Source organism: Pontibacter sp. E15-1, from assembly GCF_022601975.1.
In the GTDB taxonomy this organism is placed as follows: domain Bacteria; phylum Bacteroidota; class Bacteroidia; order Cytophagales; family Hymenobacteraceae; genus Pontibacter.
Genome location: NZ_JAKVIR010000018.1, coordinates 100,901 through 121,674 on the forward strand (window position 1 = coordinate 100,901; position 20,774 = coordinate 121,674).

The 20,774-nt window shown below is 57.8% G+C and carries 12 protein-coding genes; 6 read left to right on the plus strand and 6 right to left on the minus strand.

Going from position 1 to position 20,774, the window contains the following annotated elements; all coding sequences use genetic code 11:
- Positions 1-347: 347 nt before the first annotated feature.
- Both MKJ04_RS13905 and MKJ04_RS13910 read right to left on the minus strand, forming a co-directional pair.
- Positions 348-1,136 (minus strand): rhamnogalacturonan acetylesterase, encoded by a 789-nt coding sequence (locus MKJ04_RS13905; protein WP_241642257.1) that lies wholly within the window; start codon positions 1,134-1,136, stop codon positions 348-350.
- Between the two features lie 4 nt (positions 1,137-1,140).
- Positions 1,141-3,006 (minus strand): rhamnogalacturonan lyase, encoded by a 1,866-nt coding sequence (locus MKJ04_RS13910; protein WP_241642258.1) that lies wholly within the window; start codon positions 3,004-3,006, stop codon positions 1,141-1,143.
- A 736-nt stretch (positions 3,007-3,742) separates the two neighbouring features.
- Between MKJ04_RS13910 and MKJ04_RS13915 the strand changes: the two genes are divergently transcribed.
- Entirely contained in the window at positions 3,743-4,681 is a 939-nt protein-coding gene (locus tag MKJ04_RS13915) for a glycoside hydrolase family 43 protein (RefSeq protein WP_241642259.1), read from the plus strand.
- Between the two features lie 195 nt (positions 4,682-4,876).
- On the opposite strand, the gene MKJ04_RS13920 is transcribed toward MKJ04_RS13915, so the two are convergent.
- Positions 4,877-6,019 (minus strand): glycoside hydrolase family 88 protein, encoded by a 1,143-nt coding sequence (locus MKJ04_RS13920; RefSeq protein ID WP_241642260.1) that lies wholly within the window; start codon positions 6,017-6,019, stop codon positions 4,877-4,879.
- A gap of 299 nt (positions 6,020-6,318) precedes the next feature.
- Between MKJ04_RS13920 and MKJ04_RS13925 the strand changes: the two genes are divergently transcribed.
- The 3 genes from MKJ04_RS13925 (at position 6,319) to MKJ04_RS13935 (ending at position 10,835) form a co-directional block, all read left to right on the plus strand.
- The gene (locus tag MKJ04_RS13925) at positions 6,319-7,623 is read left to right on the plus strand and encodes a DUF4861 domain-containing protein (protein WP_241642261.1); all 1,305 of its coding nucleotides are present in this window, start codon (positions 6,319-6,321) and stop codon (positions 7,621-7,623) included.
- 341 nt (positions 7,624-7,964) lie between these two features.
- Positions 7,965-9,374, plus strand: coding sequence for a glycoside hydrolase family 105 protein (locus tag MKJ04_RS13930; protein WP_241642262.1), 1,410 nt, complete (start codon positions 7,965-7,967; stop codon positions 9,372-9,374).
- A 39-nt stretch (positions 9,375-9,413) separates the two neighbouring features.
- On the plus strand, positions 9,414-10,835 hold the full coding sequence (locus tag MKJ04_RS13935) for a rhamnogalacturonan acetylesterase (protein ID WP_241642263.1): 1,422 nt from the start codon (positions 9,414-9,416) through the stop codon (positions 10,833-10,835).
- A gap of 420 nt (positions 10,836-11,255) precedes the next feature.
- Here the strand turns inward: MKJ04_RS13935 and MKJ04_RS13940 are convergent, their stop codons facing one another.
- The 3 genes from MKJ04_RS13940 to MKJ04_RS13950 form a co-directional block, all read right to left on the minus strand.
- Positions 11,256-12,620 carry a TolB family protein gene (locus MKJ04_RS13940; RefSeq protein ID WP_241642264.1) on the minus strand — a complete coding sequence of 455 codons (1,365 nt, stop codon included), beginning with the start codon at positions 12,618-12,620 and terminating at the stop codon, positions 11,256-11,258.
- Positions 12,621-12,817: 197 nt separating this feature from the next.
- On the minus strand, positions 12,818-14,389 hold the full coding sequence (locus MKJ04_RS13945) for a RagB/SusD family nutrient uptake outer membrane protein (protein WP_241642265.1): 1,572 nt from the start codon (positions 14,387-14,389) through the stop codon (positions 12,818-12,820).
- Positions 14,390-14,421: 32 nt separating this feature from the next.
- Positions 14,422-17,418, minus strand: a complete 2,997-nt coding sequence (locus MKJ04_RS13950; protein ID WP_241642266.1) for a SusC/RagA family TonB-linked outer membrane protein — start codon at positions 17,416-17,418, stop codon at positions 14,422-14,424.
- A 353-nt stretch (positions 17,419-17,771) separates the two neighbouring features.
- Here MKJ04_RS13950 and MKJ04_RS13955 point away from each other — a divergent pair, with 353 nt between their 5' ends.
- Both MKJ04_RS13955 and MKJ04_RS13960 read left to right on the plus strand, forming a co-directional pair.
- Entirely contained in the window at positions 17,772-18,836 is a 1,065-nt protein-coding gene (locus tag MKJ04_RS13955) for a family 43 glycosylhydrolase (protein ID WP_241642267.1), read from the plus strand.
- 251 nt (positions 18,837-19,087) lie between these two features.
- The gene (locus MKJ04_RS13960) at positions 19,088-20,530 is read left to right on the plus strand and encodes a glycoside hydrolase family 28 protein (RefSeq protein WP_241642268.1); all 1,443 of its coding nucleotides are present in this window, start codon (positions 19,088-19,090) and stop codon (positions 20,528-20,530) included.
- Positions 20,531-20,774: the final 244 nt, after the last annotated feature.

Genomic DNA, 20,774 nt, shown 5'->3' on the forward strand with positions numbered 1-20,774 from the left:
GCTTAATGAGAAATAGCTTCTAAAATATTTCACAGTAGACTCTCCGCAGGGGGTGTCATCCCCCTAACCCCTTCAAAGGGGGACTAAAGAGGGCATGGCGTAACAGCAGGTACAAACAATTCACGAAAATACTTTAATACGCTAAATCCATTCGATAATGGTATAAGTAACTCTAGTTGCGATAAACTGCTCTATATAAACCCACCCCTAGCCCCTCCGAGGAGGGGAATTTTTCTTTAGAACCGAAACAGTGAAATGCGTTGTATAACTTAATCCCTCTCCACGACTGGGGTATGGGCTCTTTTTTCGCTGCGCTACGGGCTGTCGGTTAAGGCGCTTCCGTTTTGTTATCTGGGCTTCTTCAGAAGATATTTGTTGAGGGGATGGCGCTTGTTCTGTTTGAGGCCATCCACCACAGAGGCCGCGTTGATCCGGGCTCCCTCGGGGCTGGTATGGGTATGATCCGAGGGGAAAAGCGCGTCTACTTTTTCGGGCCCGAACGCCTCGTATTTTTCTGCCGTTATCCGGTTCAGGTCCACAAAGTATACCCCCTCGGCCTGCGCCACTTCCCGGGCCCATTTGCCGAAGTCGTTATCGGCGCGCACCACTTTCCCGTCTTTCCACTGGTTACGCGGAATCATGGAGGCGATGATCGGGGTGGCTCCCTTCTCCTTGGCCTCTTTCACGAATTTGGAGAGGTACCACCCATAGGTATGCACCACTTCCTTCTCGCCGTCTTTCCATGTCAGTTCCTTGGTTTCCGGGCCCGTGCCCCGCAGCACACCCCTGTAGCCGGCACGGGAGGTATCGGGCGCGCTTCCCTCGTTGTGGCCAAACTGCATGATCACAAAATCGCCGGGCTTCAGCGTAGACAGCACTTTCTCCCAGCGGCCCTCTTTAATGAAGGTGCGGGTGCTTCGGCCCGCCATGGCCTGGTTGCTCACGCTGATCCGGGTGGTGTCAAACAGCTCCTGTATGTAGGATCCCCATCCGCCATACCCCTCGCCCGTGTTCCGGACCGTGGAGTCGCCGATGATGTAGAGTGTTGGTTTTTGCTTGTGGGTAAAGCCAAACAAAAGGACGGCCAGCACAAGAAGCGCGGCAAAAAAGGGAGGTATGTTTTTTCGGAGCATCATCTGCTTATTTTTTGTTTTTGTGTTTTGTCACCGTGATGGCGGCGCGTTTTGCCGGAGCCATGTGCTCGCCTATATAAAAGCCCGGGTGCGGCGGCTGGTTATACCCCGCGTTCTGCCAGGCGATGGCCATACGGTACTGCGGGTCGTGCATCAGCGTGGGCATCCGGTGTTTTGTCGGGATGGTGGTGGTGAAAATCCGCAGCTCCTGGTTGTCCTGCGTCCTGAAGATAACTTCCTCGCGCCAATCGCCAAAAAGATCGGCGCTGAGCGCGGGCGTGGACTTACTGCCGTTGTTGGACACGCAGCCCTCGGCGGTGAAGAGGCGGCCCTGCCCGTACTTGTCGATGTGGTTGCCGTCGAGCAGCTCGCGGCTCAGGTCGCCGTCCCACCAGATCACGAAGTTGGTGGAGGGCGGGTTGTCGCCTATCCGCTCCCCTTTCAGGTTCAGCAGCCCGCCGGAGCCCGAAAACCACATCTCTGCGCCCGGGTTTCCGGGGTCAATGTCGGCGGCCACGCCTCTTCCGGCGTCCTGCCCATCCAGACCCGACCAGAGAATCTCCCCGGTTCGGGCATCATACACGGCAGCGCCGGGGCCGGTCGTGCTCTCCTCGATTTCGTGCACGCCAAACACCTCCAGGCCGGGCCGCGTGGGGTCCAGGTCGGTGACGTGCAGGGCATCGCCGTGCCGGAGGCCGGTGGTAAACAGGCCTTTTCCGTCGTCATCCACCACCATGGCCCCGTAAATTATCTCGTCCTTCCCGTCGGCATCCACATCAGCGATGCTGAGGCCGTGGTTGCCCATGCCGGAATAGGGGTTTTTGCCGTTTTTGGAATCGAACACCCAACGGGACGTCAGCTTGCCCTTGCGGTAGTCCCAGGCCGCGATGACGGAGCGGCCGTAGTAGCCGCGGCACATGAGCACGCTCGGTAGCTTTCCGTCGAGGTAGGCGGCCCCGGCCACGAAGCGGTCTACCCGGTTGCCGGTGCCGTCGTTCTTGCCGTTGCCGCCCACGCCGCCCCAGCCGCGCAGGTTGCCCCGCCCGGGTATAAAGTCGGTGGTGGCCAGGGCCTCCCCGGTTTCCCCGCTGAAAACGGTGAAATACTCCGGCCCTTTCAGGATCTTGCCGTCCGTGTTGCGCCAGTCGGCTGCCGCGTCGCCAATCACTTTTCCCTTGCCGTCCACGGTGCCGTCGGCGGTTTTGCAGGCAAACTCCGCCTTGCCGTCACCGTCCATGTCGATGACCACAAACTGGGTATAATGCGCGCCTTCCCGGATGTTCCTGCCCAGGTTGATCGTCCAGAGCAGGGTGCCGCTGAGGGTATAGGCCTGGAATATCGGTTCGTCGGTAAAGCCACTCATGGAATTGTCGCGCCCGCGCCCCGTCTGATGGAGAATTATTTCATACGCGCCGTCGCCATTCAGGTCACCCACGGAGGCATCGTTGGGGGTATAGCCCGCAGGCGTTTGCAGGGGTATGGACAGGTACTGCTGCACGGGCGCTTTGGCGGGCAGCACAGCAGTGGCGCAGATTTCCCTTTCCTTGCCCTTTAGCACGGTTTTCACCACATAAGTAGTTGCCTGGCTCAGGTCTGCCGCCTCGTCCACGAAGTTCGTGCTTTCGGAAAGGGGTGCCTCGTTGAGTCTGACGGGGGTTTTGCCGCCGTTCACCCGGTAGAGGTTAAAGGCGATGTCGTCAGGGTCTGTGCCCAGCATCCGCCACCCGATGTATACTTTTCCTTCTCCCTGGTTGATGGCGATCAGGCCGCGGTCGAGGTTTTCCAGTACGCGTTGCGCCTGGGCCGACACCGCCGTAAACAGCGCCCAACACAGCACAAGGATCCATTTCACTATATATTTTTTGTTTTCCATGTTCTTCTGTGGTAGGAGCATGTATAAAGTTCATTTGAAACAGGACTTTCGCAAAGCTGCCCTTGTTGCGTCTTTTGACCTACAAGTTGTTGGTGAGAACACACAACAACGGCAGGCTACATACTGCTTTCGCTCCGTGTTTCAATTCGATGCGGAAGTCCTGTGAAAGCAAAATGTGTGCTTCCCGATTCTAAAGGCACTTGTTTGCAGCGCAAAGGGGTAAAATTTATACCTGCTCTGAGCCCGACCGCCACAGTCGGGCTTTCTGTTGGGTATACCCAGCCCGGTATGGCAAGCGGGCGGCTAGCGCCTTCGGTTCCGGGTACCGTTTCCGGAAAGTGAAATTCTCAGCCAGTGCAATCTTCTCAAATAGTTTCGCTTGCTAATCCTGTGGTGTCCGGTGCGGGACCAGCCTTGCCGGGGTGTGGCGCAGGGGATGCGCTGCAAAGAAACGGCTGTCGGGTACTTTAGGTCCGGGTTTCGGCTGCCCGGCGGGATGAATAACGCGCCAAATGCCAGCCGGGAATTTAATCGGATTGTTATAAATTCTTGCAACTTATACTTATTCCCCAGATATTTAGCAGCCAGTTTCGCGTACCCGGCCCAACAGCAGTGCAGCAACAGCCTTCTCCAGCCTCGGCAGCCTGCCCTGCTTCTCAGAAGTGCTTCCGACGGATTTTTCCTATACCATACCGAATATCCATACCTAACCTAGCGGCCCCTTTGGGCAATGAACATGAGAAAATTACTGTGCCTGATTCTGATATCCCTTTCGGCTTGTGCCGGTCTGCAAAAGCAACCTCAGCAACGCGCGGAGGGGGAGGTATACCTGTTCTCCTACTTCAAAGGAAACGGCGACGGCCTGCACCTGGCCTACAGCCTGGACGGGTATAACTGGCAAGCCCTGAAGCAAGACTCCATTTTTGTGAAGCCCACCGCCGGCAACGACAAGCTGATGCGCGACCCCTGTATTATCCGGGGCGGCGACGGCCGCTTTCACATGGTCTGGACGGTGAGCTGGAACGAGAAAGGCATCGGCTACGCCAGCTCCCCGGATTTGCTCCACTGGTCGGAGCAGCAGTTTATACCCGTGATGGCGCACGAGCCCGAGGCCCGCAACACCTGGGCCCCGGAGATTACCTATGATGCCCGGACAAAGGAGTATATGATTTACTGGGCTTCCACCGTCACGGGCCTGTACCCCGAAACGCAGTCCACGGCCGACAATGGGTATAACCACCGCATGTACTATACCACGACCAGGGACTTCGCGCGTTTCTCAGACACGAAGCTACTCTACGAGCCGGGCTTCAACGTGATCGATGCCACCATAGTGCCCGAGGGTGACCGGTATGTGATGTTCCTGAAAGACGAAACCCGCGAGCCTGCCGCCAAGAACCTGAGGATAGCCTACGCCGACCACCTGACCGGCCCCTACAGCCCCGCCAGCCCCGCCATCACGGGCAAGTACTGGGCAGAAGGCCCCACAACGCTGAAAGTGAATGACAAGTGGCTGGTTTACTTCGACAAGTATACCGAGCACAGCATGGGCGCAGTGCAGTCTGAGAACCTGAAAGACTGGGAGGATATCTCGGCGCAAATCTCCTTTCCGAAGGGCATGCGCCACGGCACCATCTTTACCGTCACCAGAGCGGAATTCGAAAAGCTGCAGTAACCGGAGCAGCTGCGGGGCAGCGGTAAAGTAAGCCATTTAATTTATCAAGAGGCACCAGGTAACTCTTTTCAAACTCCCCTCCTTTTTTCAAGGAGGGGTGCCGCAGGCGGGGTGGTTTTTTTCGGGCGCGAGAGTAAAGCGGATTACACTCATTAACTCCAGATCGAAGCAATAAGCTCCCCGGTTTTTGCCCCCCTATTTCATCTTCATTATCTCGGTGCCTGCCAGCAGGAAGCAGCCGAGGCCGTAGTCCTCAAAATCAGGTTTGCTGGTATAGGTCACGGGCTGGCCGTCTTTGGGCTCCTTGCCGGTGCCCTGCACATACCCCAGAAAACCGTTGGGGTGCACCGCCTCCTTTTCCATCGCGTTCCAGGCCTTTGTGATCACCGGGTTGTATACCTCCGGGGCCAGCAAGCCGTTGTTTACGCCCCAGGCCATGCCATACACAAAAAGGGCTGTGCCGGTAGTCTCTTTCCCGCCGAAGTGGTTGGGGTCGTGGAGGCTCACGTTCCAGAAGCCGTCCGGGCGCTGAAGCGGCACCAGCGCTTGCATCATCTCGAGGTACGTCTGCTGGTATTCGTCGCGGTGCGGGGCGTTTTTCGGCATAATGTCCAGCACGCGCACGAGTGCCGCCACCACCCAGCCGTTGCCCCTCGACCAATAGCAGTCTTCGCCGTTGGGCGCTGTGTATGGGGCCACAAAATCGGCGTCGCGCCACCACAGGCTGTCCTCCGGGTTATATAGCCCCCCGCCGATCTCGGTTTTGGCAGCGTTGTACAGGTCATACATCTTCTCGAAATACGCATCGTCCTGCTTGAGCACGCCCAGCTTCGCGTACACGGGCATGGCCATTTGCAGGGCATCAATCCAGTGCCAGTCGTCTTTCTTGTCGGAGTATACCATGCTATCGACGGAGGCCTTGATGTCGCGAATGCGCTCAGGTTTTGGGTCAATCTGGTATAGGTCGAGGTAGGTTTGCCCGGCAGCCTGGTCGTCGGCGTCGCGGGTATGCACCCCGTTGCGGAGGCCCCAGTTGTGCTTCTCACCCCATTCCACGGCATAGTCGTAGTAGCGCTGCTGCGGGTCGGCCGCATATAGGGCCATCAGCCCCTCGTAGTACACGGCGCGCGTCCAGAGGTTGCTGGGGCGTGTTTTGTTGGTTACCACCTCCTTACCTGGGTCGGGCCACTTCTGCATGAAGTAGGCATTGGCCAGCGTGAGGGTCTTCAGCACTTCATTCTTCTTCGGCAACTCTTTTGCCGGTTTCTGCGCCACGCAGGCAAACAGGCAGAGGCATACCAGGATACTCTTGGGAAAAGGTAATTTAAAAGTGCGCATGCTTTTTTTCTTCTGATTCGTTCGTTTTTATCCTTCGTGGCTCAGGCGGTGCCCACGGGAAATCTGAGCAAGATGTACTTGCCCCGTAGCTCGTGAATCCACCTTAAAGCACCTCAAATTAACGCGAAAAGGCAAGTCCCCTATCCTGCTCTATCCTGTAAACCCGCAGCCAGCTGCTGTCCTCAACCAAAAACCAACTTGCCACTACAGGTCAGGGCAGGATAGCTTTTTGGCCGTGCGTTTCTATTTTTGATAAACTGCATGCACGTGCGCGCAGCCATCTACTTAACCGACGCTCCATGATCAAAAATGGCCTTCTTTCGCTTTCCATCGCGTGTTTGTGCGGCGCTGTGGTTTCCTGCCAGTCAGGGGATAAAACGCAGCCTCAGGAAATCACGCTCACCAACCGTTCCGCCATCAGCCTCACCGACAAAGGCATCGCGATAAAACGCGCTGCGCTGACGGCCATCCCGGAGGGTATGAATTTCCCGCTTTTGCTGACCGGACAGGGCGACACAGTGGCGGTGCAGGCTGACGACCTGGACGGCGACCAAGAGTGGGACGAGCTTTTTTTTGTGACTGACCTGCCGGCAAACGGAACCCAGACGCTGCACCTGTCGTGGCTGGCCACGCAGCCCAGGTATACCCCCCGCACCAGCGTCCGGTTCGGGAAGCGCACCTCACAAAACACGCCCGTGCAGGCCCGCACCAGCGACACCCTGCTTGCCAACCAGCTGCCCAAAAGCGCAGGGTATGGCTACCAGCCCTACCAGACCGACGGCCCGACCTGGGAGAATGACAAGGTGGGCTTTCGCCATTATTTCGACGGCCGCAACGCAAAGGACATCTTCGGAAAGCGGGTGTCCTATATGTCGCCTGAGACGGTGGGTATAAATGCCGCCGGGGAGGTGGAAGACAACTACCACGTGATGGAAGCCTGGGGCCGGGATGTGATGGCGGTGGGCAACTCAACGGGCATTGGCGGTATTGCCCTGATGATCGGGGACACGCCCTACCGCCTGGGCGTCACGGCCGCCGACTCGGTCAACAACATAGAAAGCACCACGCTGCGGCTTGTGTGCGAGGGGCCAGTGCGCTCGGCGCTGCGCCTGGGCTATACCAACTGGCAGCCCGACGGCACGGCGCGGCGGTATACCCTCTCGGAGCAGCCCACGATCTGGCCCGGCATGTATGCCTACCGCAACACGGCCAGCGTGTCGGGTTTGCAGGGCGACGAAACGCTGCTGATCGGGATGAACAACCTGGACCCATCCGGCCAGGTGACCGAGATTGACGTGGACGACACCTGGGTGGTGCTGCTGACGCATGACCGCGAGACGTATAACAACGAATGGCTGCTGGGCCTGGCGCTCATCCTCCCGAAAGACGCTTACCTGGGGTATACCGCGGCCCCGGATACCGGTAACCTGTCTCGGGCGTACTTTGCCAAAATGAAGGCGCAGGAAAACCAGCCCGTGACCTATTACGCCGTGGGAGGCTGGGAAATGAGCGATGAGAAATTCAAGAGCGAGGCAGGATTCAAGGCCTACGTGCAAAACCTCGCCCGCCAACTGGCAGCTGAAGTGGATATAGAAATAAAGTGATCCGCTGGGACACACTCATCGGGATACCCTCATTGGGATACACTCCTGTAGAGACGCAAAATTTTGCGTCTTGGGTATGGGTTGGGTATGGGTTAAGTCCAGGCGCAGAGTAGCAAATGATCACCCTGTATACCCTTTCCTTTCAAGTGGTATAAGACGCAAAATTTTGCGTCTCTACGACTGATGGGTCTATATGAAGAACAGACCGGTCAGCACAGGACGGTTCGCTGGCTTTTCCTGCCGATATTATCGGACATTGGCCGTGGCGGTGCTAAAACCTGGTAATTCAGACTGGCAATGGTGGCGGACGATAACGATGGCAAAAACTAAATTTGAAACCGATGAAAAATGTAGCTGATTATACCCTCAATCGTAACCGGCAGGGGGCAAGCAAAATAGTATGGCGCGCCTGTCTCGCGCTGTCGCTGGCAGCCGTGCTCCAGCCCGCGCAGGCGCAGACGACCCCGGCCAAGGTGTCGGACACCACCACGCCCCTGCACGCCATGCAGCCCGACTACCCCACCCCTTACGGTCAAGCCACGGCAAAGGACGTGACGCAGGTGTTGCTGCGGGTACATGCTTACCTCGATGCCGCCACCCCGGCCCGGCTGCTCGACAAGGAAACCGGAAAGCCCGTCACGGATCTCAAGAAGCTTAGCCCTTCCACCGTCATCGAGCAGGGAGACTTCCGGTTGACCAGCTACGAGTGGGGCGTGACGTACGCGGGCATGCTGCTGGCGGGTGAGGCCACCGGCGATGCCCGTTTCACCAAATATACCGCCCAGCGGCTGAGCTTCCTGGCCGACCTGGCCCCCTACTACCGCAAGGAAATCAAGAAAAACCCTGAACTTGATACCCCGCTCCGGCAGGTGCTGCAGCCCCACGCCCTGGATGACGCCGGGGCCATGGCCGCCGCCATGATCAAGGCGAGCCGCGCCGGGGTAACCAAAGCAGACGTGCGCCCCCTCATCGACAACTACATCGACTACATCATGAACAAGGAGTTCCGGCTGGCCGACGGCACCCTGGCGCGCAACCGCCCCTTGCCAAACACCGTTTGGCTGGACGACATGTTCATGAGCGTGCCTGCCCTGGCCCAAATGGGCAAGCTGACCGGTGAGCAGCGCTACTATGACGAGGCCGTGAAACAGGTCGTGCAAATCTCAGAGCGCATGTTCAACAAAGAGAAAGGGCTGTATATGCACGGCTGGGTGCAGGGTATGGAGCCGCACCCGCAGTTCCATTGGGCACGCGCCAACGGCTGGGCCGTTATGACGCTGGTGGAGCTGCTGGACGTGCTGCCCCAGAACCACTCCGGCTACCCTAAAGTGCTGGCGCAGCTGCGTGCGCACGTGGCGGGGCTTGCTGCCTACCAGGCTGGCGAAGGCTTCTGGCACCAGCTCCTGGACCGCAACAACTCATATCTGGAGACCTCTGCCACCGCTATTTATACCTACTCCATTGCCCGGGCCATTAACCGCGGCTGGATCGACAGGCAAGCTTACGGTCCGATGGTGCTGCTGGCCTGGAACGCTGTGGCAACCCAGGTAAACGCCAAAGGCCAGGTGGAGGGAACCTGCGTGGGTACGGGTATGGCCTTCGACCCGGCTTTCTACTTTTACCGCCCCATCAGTGTGTATGCCGCCCATGGGTATGGCCCCGTGCTGCTGGCCGGCGCCGAGATCATCCACCTGCTGAAGGGCAGCAAATACGAAATAAACGACAGCGCGGTACAGTTTTCAGCCCGCTAGCTTATTCCTTTTCCACGCATTTATCCATACACCGCACCCATGAAACGGAGCTTTTTGAACTTCCTCCTATACCCCTTCCTTCCACAGAAGGCAGCCCTGCTGGCTACCCTCTGCTGCCTGGCTGCAGGCTGCAAAACCACACAGCCCGAAGAGGCGGCTACCATCACGGCAACCGCAGCTATACCTCCCGCTGCTTCCTCCGCGCTTCTGAAAAAGTTTGACTTTGGCTCCGGGGCTGTAGCGGAAGGGTATGATCAGGTGCTTCCGGGCACGGCGTATACGGCGGCGCGTGGGTATGGCCTCATCTCCAAATCACCCCTGGAGGCCATCAGCAGGAAAGGGAAAGATGCCCTGAAAAGCGACTTTATCACGAGCAGTGCCCCTTTTTACTTCACCGTGGACTTGCCCGAGGGCAACTATGAGGTGACCGTGCTGCTCGGCGATGCGGAAGGAACCTCTAAAACCACCGTCAAAGCTGAGTCGCGGCGGCTGATGCTGGAAGACGTGCAGACGCCTGCCGGCAAAGTGGAGGCCCATACCTTCGTGGTGAACGTGCGTACGCCCAAAATCAATGAGCAGGAAAGCATACGGCTGAAATCCAGGGAAGTGAACTACCTGAACTGGGACGACAAACTGACGCTGGAGTTTAACAACGACCGCCCTGCTGTGGCTGCCATCGAGATCAGGGAAGTAGAAGATATAATCACGGTGTACCTGGCGGGCAACTCCACGGTGGTAGACCAGGAGTATGAGCCCTGGGCCGCCTGGGGGCAGATGGTGCCGCGCTTTTTTAAACCTGGCGTGGTGGTGGCCAACTATGCCGAGTCCGGGGAAACCCTCAAGGCTTTCGTCGGTGAAAAAAGGCTGGAGAAAGTGCTCAGCGTGATCAAACCCAACGACTACCTGTTCATCGAGTTTGCCCACAACGACCAGAAGCCCGGCTCCTCGCACGTCGATCCGTTTACAACCTACAAGGAGATGCTGAAGCACTTTATTGCCGAAGCCCGGGAACGTGGGGCGATACCGGTGTTGGTTACCTCGATGCATCGCCGCAATTTCGACGGGGCCGGAAAGATTGTGAACACGCTGGGAGATTACCCGGAGGCGGTGCGCCAGACGGCCCAGGAAGAGAACGTGGCCGTGATTGACCTGAACGCCATGAGCAAGCAGTTTTATGAGGCGATGGGCCCTGAAAACTCAAAGAAAGCCTTTGTGCACTATCCGGCCAACACGTTTCCGGGTCAGGACAAGGCCCTGGAGGACAACACCCACTTCAGCACCTACGGCGCGTATCAACTTGCCAGGGGCATTGTGGAGGGTATAAAGAGCAACAACCTGAAGCTCGCTGCTTACTTGCGGGAGGATGTCCGCCCCTTCGACCCCGCCCACCCCGACGCCTTTGCCAACTGGGCCCTTCCCCAAAGCCCGGACGTGACCGCCGTGAAACCGGATGGGAATTGAAGCTGGCTATTCGAGGATGTGACTTCATGATTTACCAAGGACTCCTTTCACCCAGGATCGTTTCGGATACCAATAGCGAGTGGGTTGTGCCTATTGGAGTATTTTCGTGCAGTATTGATACAAACTTCCATACCCCATCAGGTGCTACCCAATCATACCACCCAACAGCTCTCCATCCCCTTACTGCTCTGCACGCTGGCGCAAGCGTCCGCTTGTGCCGCTACCGCTACTAGTACTCAACCAATTTAATGACCAGAATTAGCGGTTGTTTTTATATGTATAGAAACGGCTTTTAGGCCTCATTTCTAATTCTTAATTTCTAATTTTTAATTTGGCAAAGCACTAGCATAGTGAGCACAAGCGGACGCTTGCGCCATAGTAATAGAGAGGGTTTAGCTTTGAAGGGCGCTTTGCTGCTCTTTACCGCTGCGCAGTCGACTTATCGGGGTGGAGGGGCACCAGCATGAGGTCGCTGTCGGTGAGCAGGCTGGAGTTGAAGAGCACCCACTTGCCGTCGGGGCTGATGGACTGGTGGGCGTGGGCCTGGCTGGAGAACGGGCTTTTGGTGGTAGGCCGATGCCCGGTGGTGAGCAGCGTGGCTTCCCCGGTTTCAATGTTGAGGCGGTAGATATTGCCATCAAATGAGTCGCCCACAGCCCATTTCAAATCTTTGGTGCCCGCGCTGTGCCAGTAGCCTCCTGATTCTTTCGCCTGTCCCAGCAGCCTGGCCTCGTTGGTCCGGGTGTTCAGCAGCTTGATGCCTGTCGGGTTTTTCCTGAGTCGGTCCAGATGCCCCATCACGTTGAACAGCACATAGTCTGGGGCGGCAAACACCTCGTGCGTCACCCACTCGTCGTCTTTCTCTTTGTAGATCGGGCGGTTTTGTACGTTGCCCTGCTTATCGACATTCAGTAGCCACATCCGTTGGGGTGAATCGCCGCCGGTTTCCCAGCAATACATCATTTCGCCTGACACGAACGGATTCGCCTGAAAATGACCTGTCCGGAAAGGCACCTCTGCCAGCTTCGTGGTTTTGTTGGTGTCAAATTCCACACTGTAGATGGCCGAGCGATTTTCGCCTTCTTTCGTCGAGAAAAAAATCCTGTTATCGTTTATGTCCAGGCACATGCCGCCGGGCTTCAGGGCGTCGGGCAGCGTGGCCACCACCTTTTCATACCCTGTCACGTCCTGCACCTTCTTCCGCTCGCTGTCAGCCAGCAGTTTCCCCAGGCTGAATTCAATCACCTGGTTGTCCCGGATATAAAAGGCCACGTTTTTTTTGTTTCCGAGCAGCAGGTCTTTTGTGTTCGCCCCGGTTGTTACCTGCACAATCTCGTGGGTGTCCATGGATATGGCATAAAACTGCCGCCCACTCCGAGCATCGCGGTTGCTGGCGAAGGTCACGTTGCCTCCTGCCGCCGTGTTGCGGTTCGAGCTGAAAACGATGTATTTCCCATCGGCGGTCCAGTTCGGATGATCCTGGTAGATCTTGGAGCTGCTGTGCCGGGAGGTGGTGAGCGCCGTCACCTTCACGCCCGTGACGGGGTCCACAATCGTGAGGCTTTCGGAGGGGAAGCGCTGGCCGAAGATGTCCGTGCCCGCCATATCGAAGGTATGGTCTACGTGCGCCCGGTCGGCGTAATCAACGCCGTTGACCACCTGCGCCTGCGCCACCGGGTTTATCGCCAAGGCGCAAAGACCGACAAAGGCCAACTTTATACCGGCCTGGCAGGGGCGGCGAAGCACCCGTGAGAGAATAGCTGAGGCAAAATATGGTTTAGGCATAGTTTCGGGTTTTAGTGATGCGTGTTTACTTGAGGCATTGAAAGCAATTCAGTAAGGGGTATGGCCGAAGCCACCCTGGGAAAAGGTGGGAGGAGAAGCTGCCTGCCACACGTGGGATACCTCTATCCACGCGGGCAGACAGCCCCAAAACCGGCTGCATGCCCTAAGAGCAACAGCCGGCCACTACCACCTCAAAATCAGTACCCCGCGTTTTGCTGCAGTTTCGGGTTGGCGTCAATGGCGCGGCTCGGAATCGGGTAGAGCACCCGGAAAGGCTCGGAGGCCTCCTTGAATTCCCAGGCATTGGTGAACTTCCCAAACCGGATCAGGTCCCTCCTTCTGGACATCTCGAACGTGAGTTCTCTGCCCCGCTCCTCAAACACGTCATTCAGGGTGAGGGAGCTTAGCACAGAGGCGTTGCTCCGGGTCCTGATCTGGTTGATGAGGGGCAGCGCCGCCCCAAAGTTGCCTTGCCGGGCCAGGGCCTCGGCCTTTACCAGCAGCACGTCCGCGTAGCGGATAAAAGCGATATCGTTGCCGGCGTTGCCTCCGTTGGTGTTCGGGTCCAGCCCCCACTTGATCCACTTCTCGCCCGCGTTCATGGGCTGGTTACGGATGCCCGTGGCCGGTATGATAACGTAGGGCACAGGGTCGCCTTTGGAAACACCCGGCTTGTAGAGCTGCGAGTTATTGTCCGGCACGATGCGCTCCACCAGCACGGTTTCGCCGGTTCTGGGGTCTTTCAGCTCGCCCGGGGTCATGAACATGCCTTTCCGCGCGTCCTGGTCTTCATACAGGGCCACCACAGACGGGCGGGTGCCAAAGCCGTTTTGGGGGGTATAGGGCAAGCCAAACAGACCGCCGCTAATGCCCGGAAGCACTTTCTGCACCAGCGGGTGGCCGATGCCCCCGGGGATGTTGGGGGTATAAATCCCGCCGAAGATAAACTCCTTGTTCTCCTCGTTGTCGTGCTTAAAGTTGTCGAAGTAATCGGGCAGCAGGATGTAGGCACCCGAGTTGATCACCAGGTCGGCGTATTCGATGGCCCCGTCGAGCTGCGCCGTGCCGGTATACACCTCGGCATTCAGGTACACGGTGGCCAGCAGCGCATACACCGCCTCTTTGGTCAGGCGGCCGTAATACTGGCCTCCTACCTCCGTCTGCGAGGGCAGGTCGGCGGCGGCCTCTTTGAGTTCCGCCACTACAAAGTTAAAGACCTCGGTCCGGGTGTTCTGCTCGGGCAGGTTATTGGGGTCTACCTTGGGCTCCGTAAAAATGGGCACGTTGCCGAACAGGTCCATCAGGTAAAAATAGGCATAGGCGCGCAGGGCTTTCAGCTCGGCTTTGGCCCCTCCCACCCCTTCGAGTTTGGAGGCATCCAGCGCCGCGATCAGGGCGTTGGCCTGGCCCACCGTCTGGAAGAAAGTGTTCCAGGTGCCGTTCAGGTAGTTGTGGTCCGGGCCCCACTTGTGCTCCATCAGTTGCTCAAAATCGTTGTTGGCCCACCAGCCCTGAATCTTGCCGTGCGTCAGCACCTGGTCCGCTGAAAGCTCCAGTGTGCGGTACTCCACCCCCATACCCGAAATCTGGGCAAAGTTGCGGTATACCCCGGACAGGGAGGAGAGCACCTGGGTTTCGCTGGTATAAAACGTCTCGGGGGTATACACCGAGTATACCTCCTCGTCGAGCTCGCAGCTCGGCAAGGCCAGCAACAGGGCCGCCGCCAACACCACTACTTTCTTATTTTTATAGAATCTGAAATTGATCATCTCGCTAAAATTTAAACTGTGTTACACAACCGCTAAAAAGAGAAACTGCCACCTAGCTGCAGCACGCGCGGCCGCGGATACGAAAGGTAGTCGATGCCGATCGGGGCGATGCCTCCCTGGTTGGTGTTGGTCCGCACCTCGGGGTCGAAGCCGGTATAGTCCGTCAGCACGAACAGGTTCTGGCCCGTCACATACACCCGGGCACGCTGCAGGTAGGGTATGGCCGTGGTGCTGAAGGTATAGCCCACGCTCACGTTGTCCAGCCGCAAATAGCTGGCGTCTTCTATCCACCTGGAGGAGAATTGCGGAATCTGCGCGCGGCTCACGTTGTTGTCGAGGGCCGAGCGGAGGATGTTGATGCCCGGTGCAGAGTTGGGGTAGGAGAATTCGGCGGCTGTGTTGTTGAGCACGTCGTTGCCCACCACTCCCCGGAGGGTCGCGCTGGCGTCGAACTGCTTCCAGCGCACCGTGTTGGTGAAGCCGTACAGGAAATCCGGCTGCGCGTCCCCGATCACCACTAAATCCGCCCCGTCCACACCGTCTGCGTCCAGGTAGGTTTCCATACCGTTGTCGTCGAAACCGGTGAACTTCCGGCCGTAAAACGTGCCCAGGGGCAGCCCCGGCCGGATAATCTGCGTCTGGCCGCCGTTGCTCACCACGCCCGACAAAGGGGAAGTCCGGATCTCATCCCGCGAGAACTGGTCGTTGGACAGGGAGATGACCTCGTTGCGATTGCGGGATATGTTGAAGTTGGCGTCCCACTGCAGGTCCTCGTTCCGGATGATACTCGCGTTCAGGGCAAGCTCAACCCCCTTGTTCTCCACCTCGCCCACGTTGGCCCACTGGCTTTGCACCACCGAGGGAGACGCCGTGGAGAACTGCAGAAGCAGGTTGCTGGTGTGCTTTCGGTAATAGTCCAGCGAGCCGGTCAGGCGCTCTTCCCAGATGCCGAAGTCCACGCCCAGGTTCAGCTGGCTCGTCTGCTCCCACTGCAGGTCGGGGTTGGCGAAGTTGGTGGGCAATACACTGGGTATGGCCTCGCCGCCCAGCACGTATACCGACGAGCCCGCGATGGACAGCTGCTGGCGGTATAAATCATTGGGGATCTCCTGGTTACCCGTGATGCCATACCCAGCCCGCACTTTCAGGTTGCTGATAGGCGAGGATCCCAAAAATTCCTCTTCAGACAGGATCCAGGCGAGGGCACCCGAGGGGAAAAGCCCCCAGCGGTTGTTCTCCCCAAACCGGCTCGACCCGTCGTTGCGCAGGGTAAAGGTCACCAGATAGCGGTCTTTCAGCTTGTAATTCACACGGCCGAACACGGAGCTCAGCCGGTTGGCCGATTTGTAGGAGGTGTTCGACAGGATTTTGCCGGACTGGATCAGGTTCCACTTCACGGCGCTCGACACGAACCTGTTTGCCTCCGTAAAGGTAAACTCGCTCACGAAGCGCTGGAAAGAGTACCCGCCCAGCACGCTCAGGTTGCTGCCCGGCGTGATGTCTTTGCTGAAGTTCAAGGTCGTCTCGATCAGCGAGCTGTAGTTCTTGAGCTTATTGATGGAAGCCCTGCCGCCCTCTGTTTCCCCGGCCGGGTGCGATGCCGGCACGTTGGTGAACCGCTCCACCGACTCGTTGGAGTGGCCCATGTTCACTTTAAAGGTCAGCGAGTTCAGGATGTCGTAAGAGACGTTGGCGTTCCCCAGAAACAGGTCTGTGTTGCGCTCATCGTCCACGTCCACCCACGACACCGGGTTGATCCGAAGCTCGCCTAGCTGGTAAAAGCTCCCGTCGGGGTTGCGCACCGGCAGCGTGGGCGACCAGCGCAGGGCATCCTTCAGTATATTGCCGCCCTCGTTGTTGATGTTGGAGGAGATCGGGGTGTTGTCTTCAAATATCTTTCCGTAGGTCATGTTAACGCTGACCCTGAGCTTGTTGTCCAGGGCCTGGTGGTTGGCATTGAACCTGCCGGTATACTTCTTCAGGCCCGACGACGAGATAACGCCCTGCTGGGAGGTATACCCGGCCGATGCCCGGTAGTTGCTGGTGGCGCTTCCGCCGCCAAACGCAAGGTTGTGGTTCTGGCTCAGGGCAGTCCGGAAAATCTCATCCTGCCATTTGGTGTCGGCGCCCTCGTCGGGGTAGGCCAGGTTGTTGTTTTCAGCGAAGTCCCTGTACTCGGCGGCAGACAGGAACGGCAGTGTCTTGCGCACGGTTGAGGTGCCCACATACGCGTCGTAGGTTACAGACTCGCCCACTTTCTTGCTTTTGGTGGTGATGATGATCACGCCGTTTGCGCCCCTGGAACCATAGATGGCGGTGGCTGAGGCGTCTTTCAGGATGTCAATCGACTCGATGTCCGCCGGGTTTAAGGTGTTGAGCGGGTTGGAGGGCTGCGACGAAAACGGAGAGCTGCCCTGCATCGACGACACAAACATATTGGCCGTGCCAAACTGCAGCGGCACGCCGTCTACCACGTACAGCGGGTCGTTGCCCGCAGAGATGGAGTTGGCCCCCCGGATGCGCACCGTAGAAGCCGAGCCTGGCTGGCCGCTGTCTTGCACAATGTTCACGCCGGCCACTTTGCCCTGCATAAGCTGCTCAGGTGCCACGGCCACGCCGGGGTTAAAGTCTTTGGCGCTCACCGAGGACACGGCCCCGGTCACATCCTTTCTGCGTTGCGTGCCATACCCCACCACCACTACTTCTTCCAGGGCTTTTATGTCTGGCGCAAGCTGCACGTCAAGCACGGCCCTGCCGTTGATGGCCACCTCCTGAGGGGTATAGCCGATAAAAGAGAACACCAAGGTGCCCGTCGCCGGTGCCGCGAGGGTATACGTGCCGTCCACGGCGGTAACGGTGCCCGTGGTCGTGCCTTTCAGGGCAATGCTGACGCCGGGCAAAGCCTCCCGGCCATCCGACGAGGTTACCTTCCCGGAAACAGTTGTCTGGGCGAAGGCCGTGAGTTGGGCCAGGCACAGCACGACTGTCAGGAGTAAGCTGCTTCTAAAGGAATCATATAGTTTACCCATATTTCTTTATGTTTTGGTTGAGGTGATTGTTCGGAGGAGAAAAAATCGCAGCGGTTGCGTTCGCTGCACCTTAGGGTCGGAAGTCTGCAAGCCTGCGTCCGGAGCCTCCGTGCGCTGCTGCATTTTCCAATTTTAGCCAATCCGATACAGAAGCCTATCCTGCGGTATCCCGCCCTTCAGCACTTTAGCGTTTTTTTTTCTTCAAGGCTTTTGCGGCATGCGGCGGGGAACGCCTGCGAAGAGACTCCTCCGAAAACCCACACCGCTCCCCATACAGGATAGCGCAGGACAGAAAGTCGGCGAGTTTCCCTTACCTTTCGTGTTGCATATTCGCCTGAAACTGACGTAACCCGATGTTGAATCCTCCTGACAAAAGAAAATCACCCCAGTTATACCTATTGGCCATCCTCTTTGCCCTGCTTCCGCTCAGCTTGGCCGCACAGTCGGGGGCTACCGGCAAACTGGCCCCCATGCCCTTGTTCGCCGACCCTGTGTTCGACGGGGCTGCCGACCCGGTGGTGATCTGGAATAAGCAGGAAAAGAAGTGGTTTATGTTTTATACCAACCGCCGCGCCACCGACGCGACAGCCACTGGCGTGACCTGGGTGCACGGCACCCGCATCGGGATTGCCGAGTCGGTGGACGGGGGAGCCACCTGGGCCTACCGCGACACGGCCAACATTACCTACCGCTCGGACGCAGGCTATACCCACTGGGCCCCCGAGGTGATCGAGCACAACGGTTTATACCATATGTACCTGACCTATGTGCCGGGCGTCTTCGCCGACTGTAACCATCCCCGCCAGATTGTGCACCTCACCAGCACCGATTTGCTCACCTGGGATTATCAGTCCACGCTGCCGCTGGTGAACGACAAGGTGATTGATGCCTGTGTATACCGCCTGCCGAATGGCAGCTGGCGCATGTGGTATAACAACGAGCGCGACGGCAAATCCATTTACTACGCCGACAGTCAAGACCTATACCAGTGGCAGGACAAGGGCAAGGCTGTGGCCGCACACGGCGAGGGGCCCAAGGTTTTTCGCTGGAAAGGAAAGTACTGGATGGTGATTGACCTGTGGAAAGGCCTGGGCATATACAGCTCGGATGACCTGCTGACCTGGCAGGCACAGGAAGAACGCCTGCTCGAGCATCCCGGAAAAGGCAAGGACGACCAGGCAATCGGCGGCCACCCTGACGTGGTGATCAGCGGCGACAGGGCCTATCTGTTTTATTTCACGCACCCCGGCCGCTCGAAAGCCGCTCCCGCCCCCGAAGAAAGCGTTGCCGCCAAGCGCAGCGTGATCCAGGTAACCGAACTGCACTACACCGATGGCCAGCTAACTTGCGACCGGGATACGCCAACGTACGTCCACCTGAAAAAACCGAAACCGCCGCGGCAGGCCCGCACCCGCTAGACCTCTGGCAATGAGCAGGTTAATACTTTATACTTAGTACACTACAGCTCTTCCGGACTTCCCAGTCCGGAAGCCACCTGCCGGGGATTTCCTAATCCCCGTGGTCCTGCTAACGCGGATTAGGAAATCCGCTTCAGGAAAAGTTTCGGATTAGGAAATCCGAAACAGCGGGTTGGAGACTTAGAACCTGGAAATTACACAGAGGACTTCTGCAACAAGAAGGAGTCAATTTACCGAGTAAACATTTTAATATGAAAATACAGCCTATCGCCTTTCTCTTTGTTCTGTCAGTTCTGGTTATTGCCTTCGCTGGCTTTAGGGGGAAAACCGTTCCCGACGAATTTACCCCGCCGGCCTGGGCGAAAGAAGTGGGTGCCCGGAAACTGCCTGCCCGGAAAAAGGGGTATGACGTGACGAAATACGGCGCCGTGAACGACGGGAAGACGCTGAACACGAAAGCCATACAGGCCACCATCGATGCCTGCGCGGCCAGGGGCGGCGGCATTGTCACCTTCAGGCCCGGCGACTACCTCACCGGCTCCATCTACCTGAAAAAAGGCGTGCACTTGCGAATTGATGCGGGCGTGCAACTGCTGGGAAGCCAGAACCTGGCCGACTACCCAGAGATCGACACGCGCGTGGCGGGCATCGAAATGAAGTGGCCCTCTGCGCTGATTAATGTGCTGGACCAGGAGAACGTCGCTATCTCGGGCAAAGGCGTGGTGCATGCGCAGGGCAAGCCGTTCTGGGATGCCTACTGGAACCTGCGCAAGGAGTATGAGCCCAAAGGGCTGCGCTGGATCGTGGACTACGACGCCAAACGCCCGCGCACGCTGCTCGTCTCGGAGTCGTCGGATGTTACAATCAAAGACATCACGATGAAACAAGCGGGCTTCTGGACGATTCATGTCCTCTACTCCGACCACGTGACGGTAGACGGCGTGGTGATCCAGAACAACATCGACGGGCATGGCCCCAGCACCGACGGCATCGACATCGACTCTTCTTCCTACGTGCTGGTGCAAAACTGCGACATCGACTGCAACGACGACAACTTCTGCCTGAAGGCGGGCCGCGACTGGGATGGCCTGCGCGTGAACCGGCCCACGGAGTATGTGGTGATCCGGGACTGCATTTCGCGGGCGGGCGGCGGCCTGATTACCTTCGGCAGCGAGACCTCGGGCGGTATCCGGCATGTGCTGGCGTATAACCTGAAGGCCAAGGGCACCGGGGTGGGCATCCGCTTTAAGTCAGCCACCACCCGGGGCGGCACGGTGGAAGACATTTATATGCAGGATATCGAGATGAATGGCGTGAAAGTGCCGATTGAGGTGTCGATGAACTGGAACCCCAGCTACAGCTATTCCACCTTGCCAGAGGGGTATACCTACGACTCGATTCCGCAGCACTGGAAAACCATGCTACACAAGGTTGAGCCCGAAGAACTGGGCATCCCCAAATTCAAAGATGTATACATCTCCGACATCCGGGTGCAGCATGCCGAGAAAGCCCTTTCGGCCAGTGGCATCGCACAATCCTCCATCGAGAATTTCAGGTTCCGGAACATTTCGATTGAGGCCAGCACAGCCGGTGAAATTGCCTACGCCGAAGACTGGAAATTCGACGGCTTCTCTCTCCAGACAAAAGACAACAGCACGCTTACCGTGGAGCACAGCTCGAATATGGATTTATAGTGGTTTTTGCTGATGCTGTGCGGGTATAGCATATATCGTTTTGGTGCCCTGTCCAAATCTTCTGCTTCGTAGGGACAGGTCGCGACCTGTCCAATCGTGCTCATACCCATCTACATGCGGCCATTGCTGCTTGATGTATAAATGGCGGTATGCCCCTACAAAGCCTAATCTCCCTCTTCTGCTCTCTGCACAGGCCGATGCGCGGACAGGTCGCGACCTGTCCCTACGAGAGGGTGTATGTATA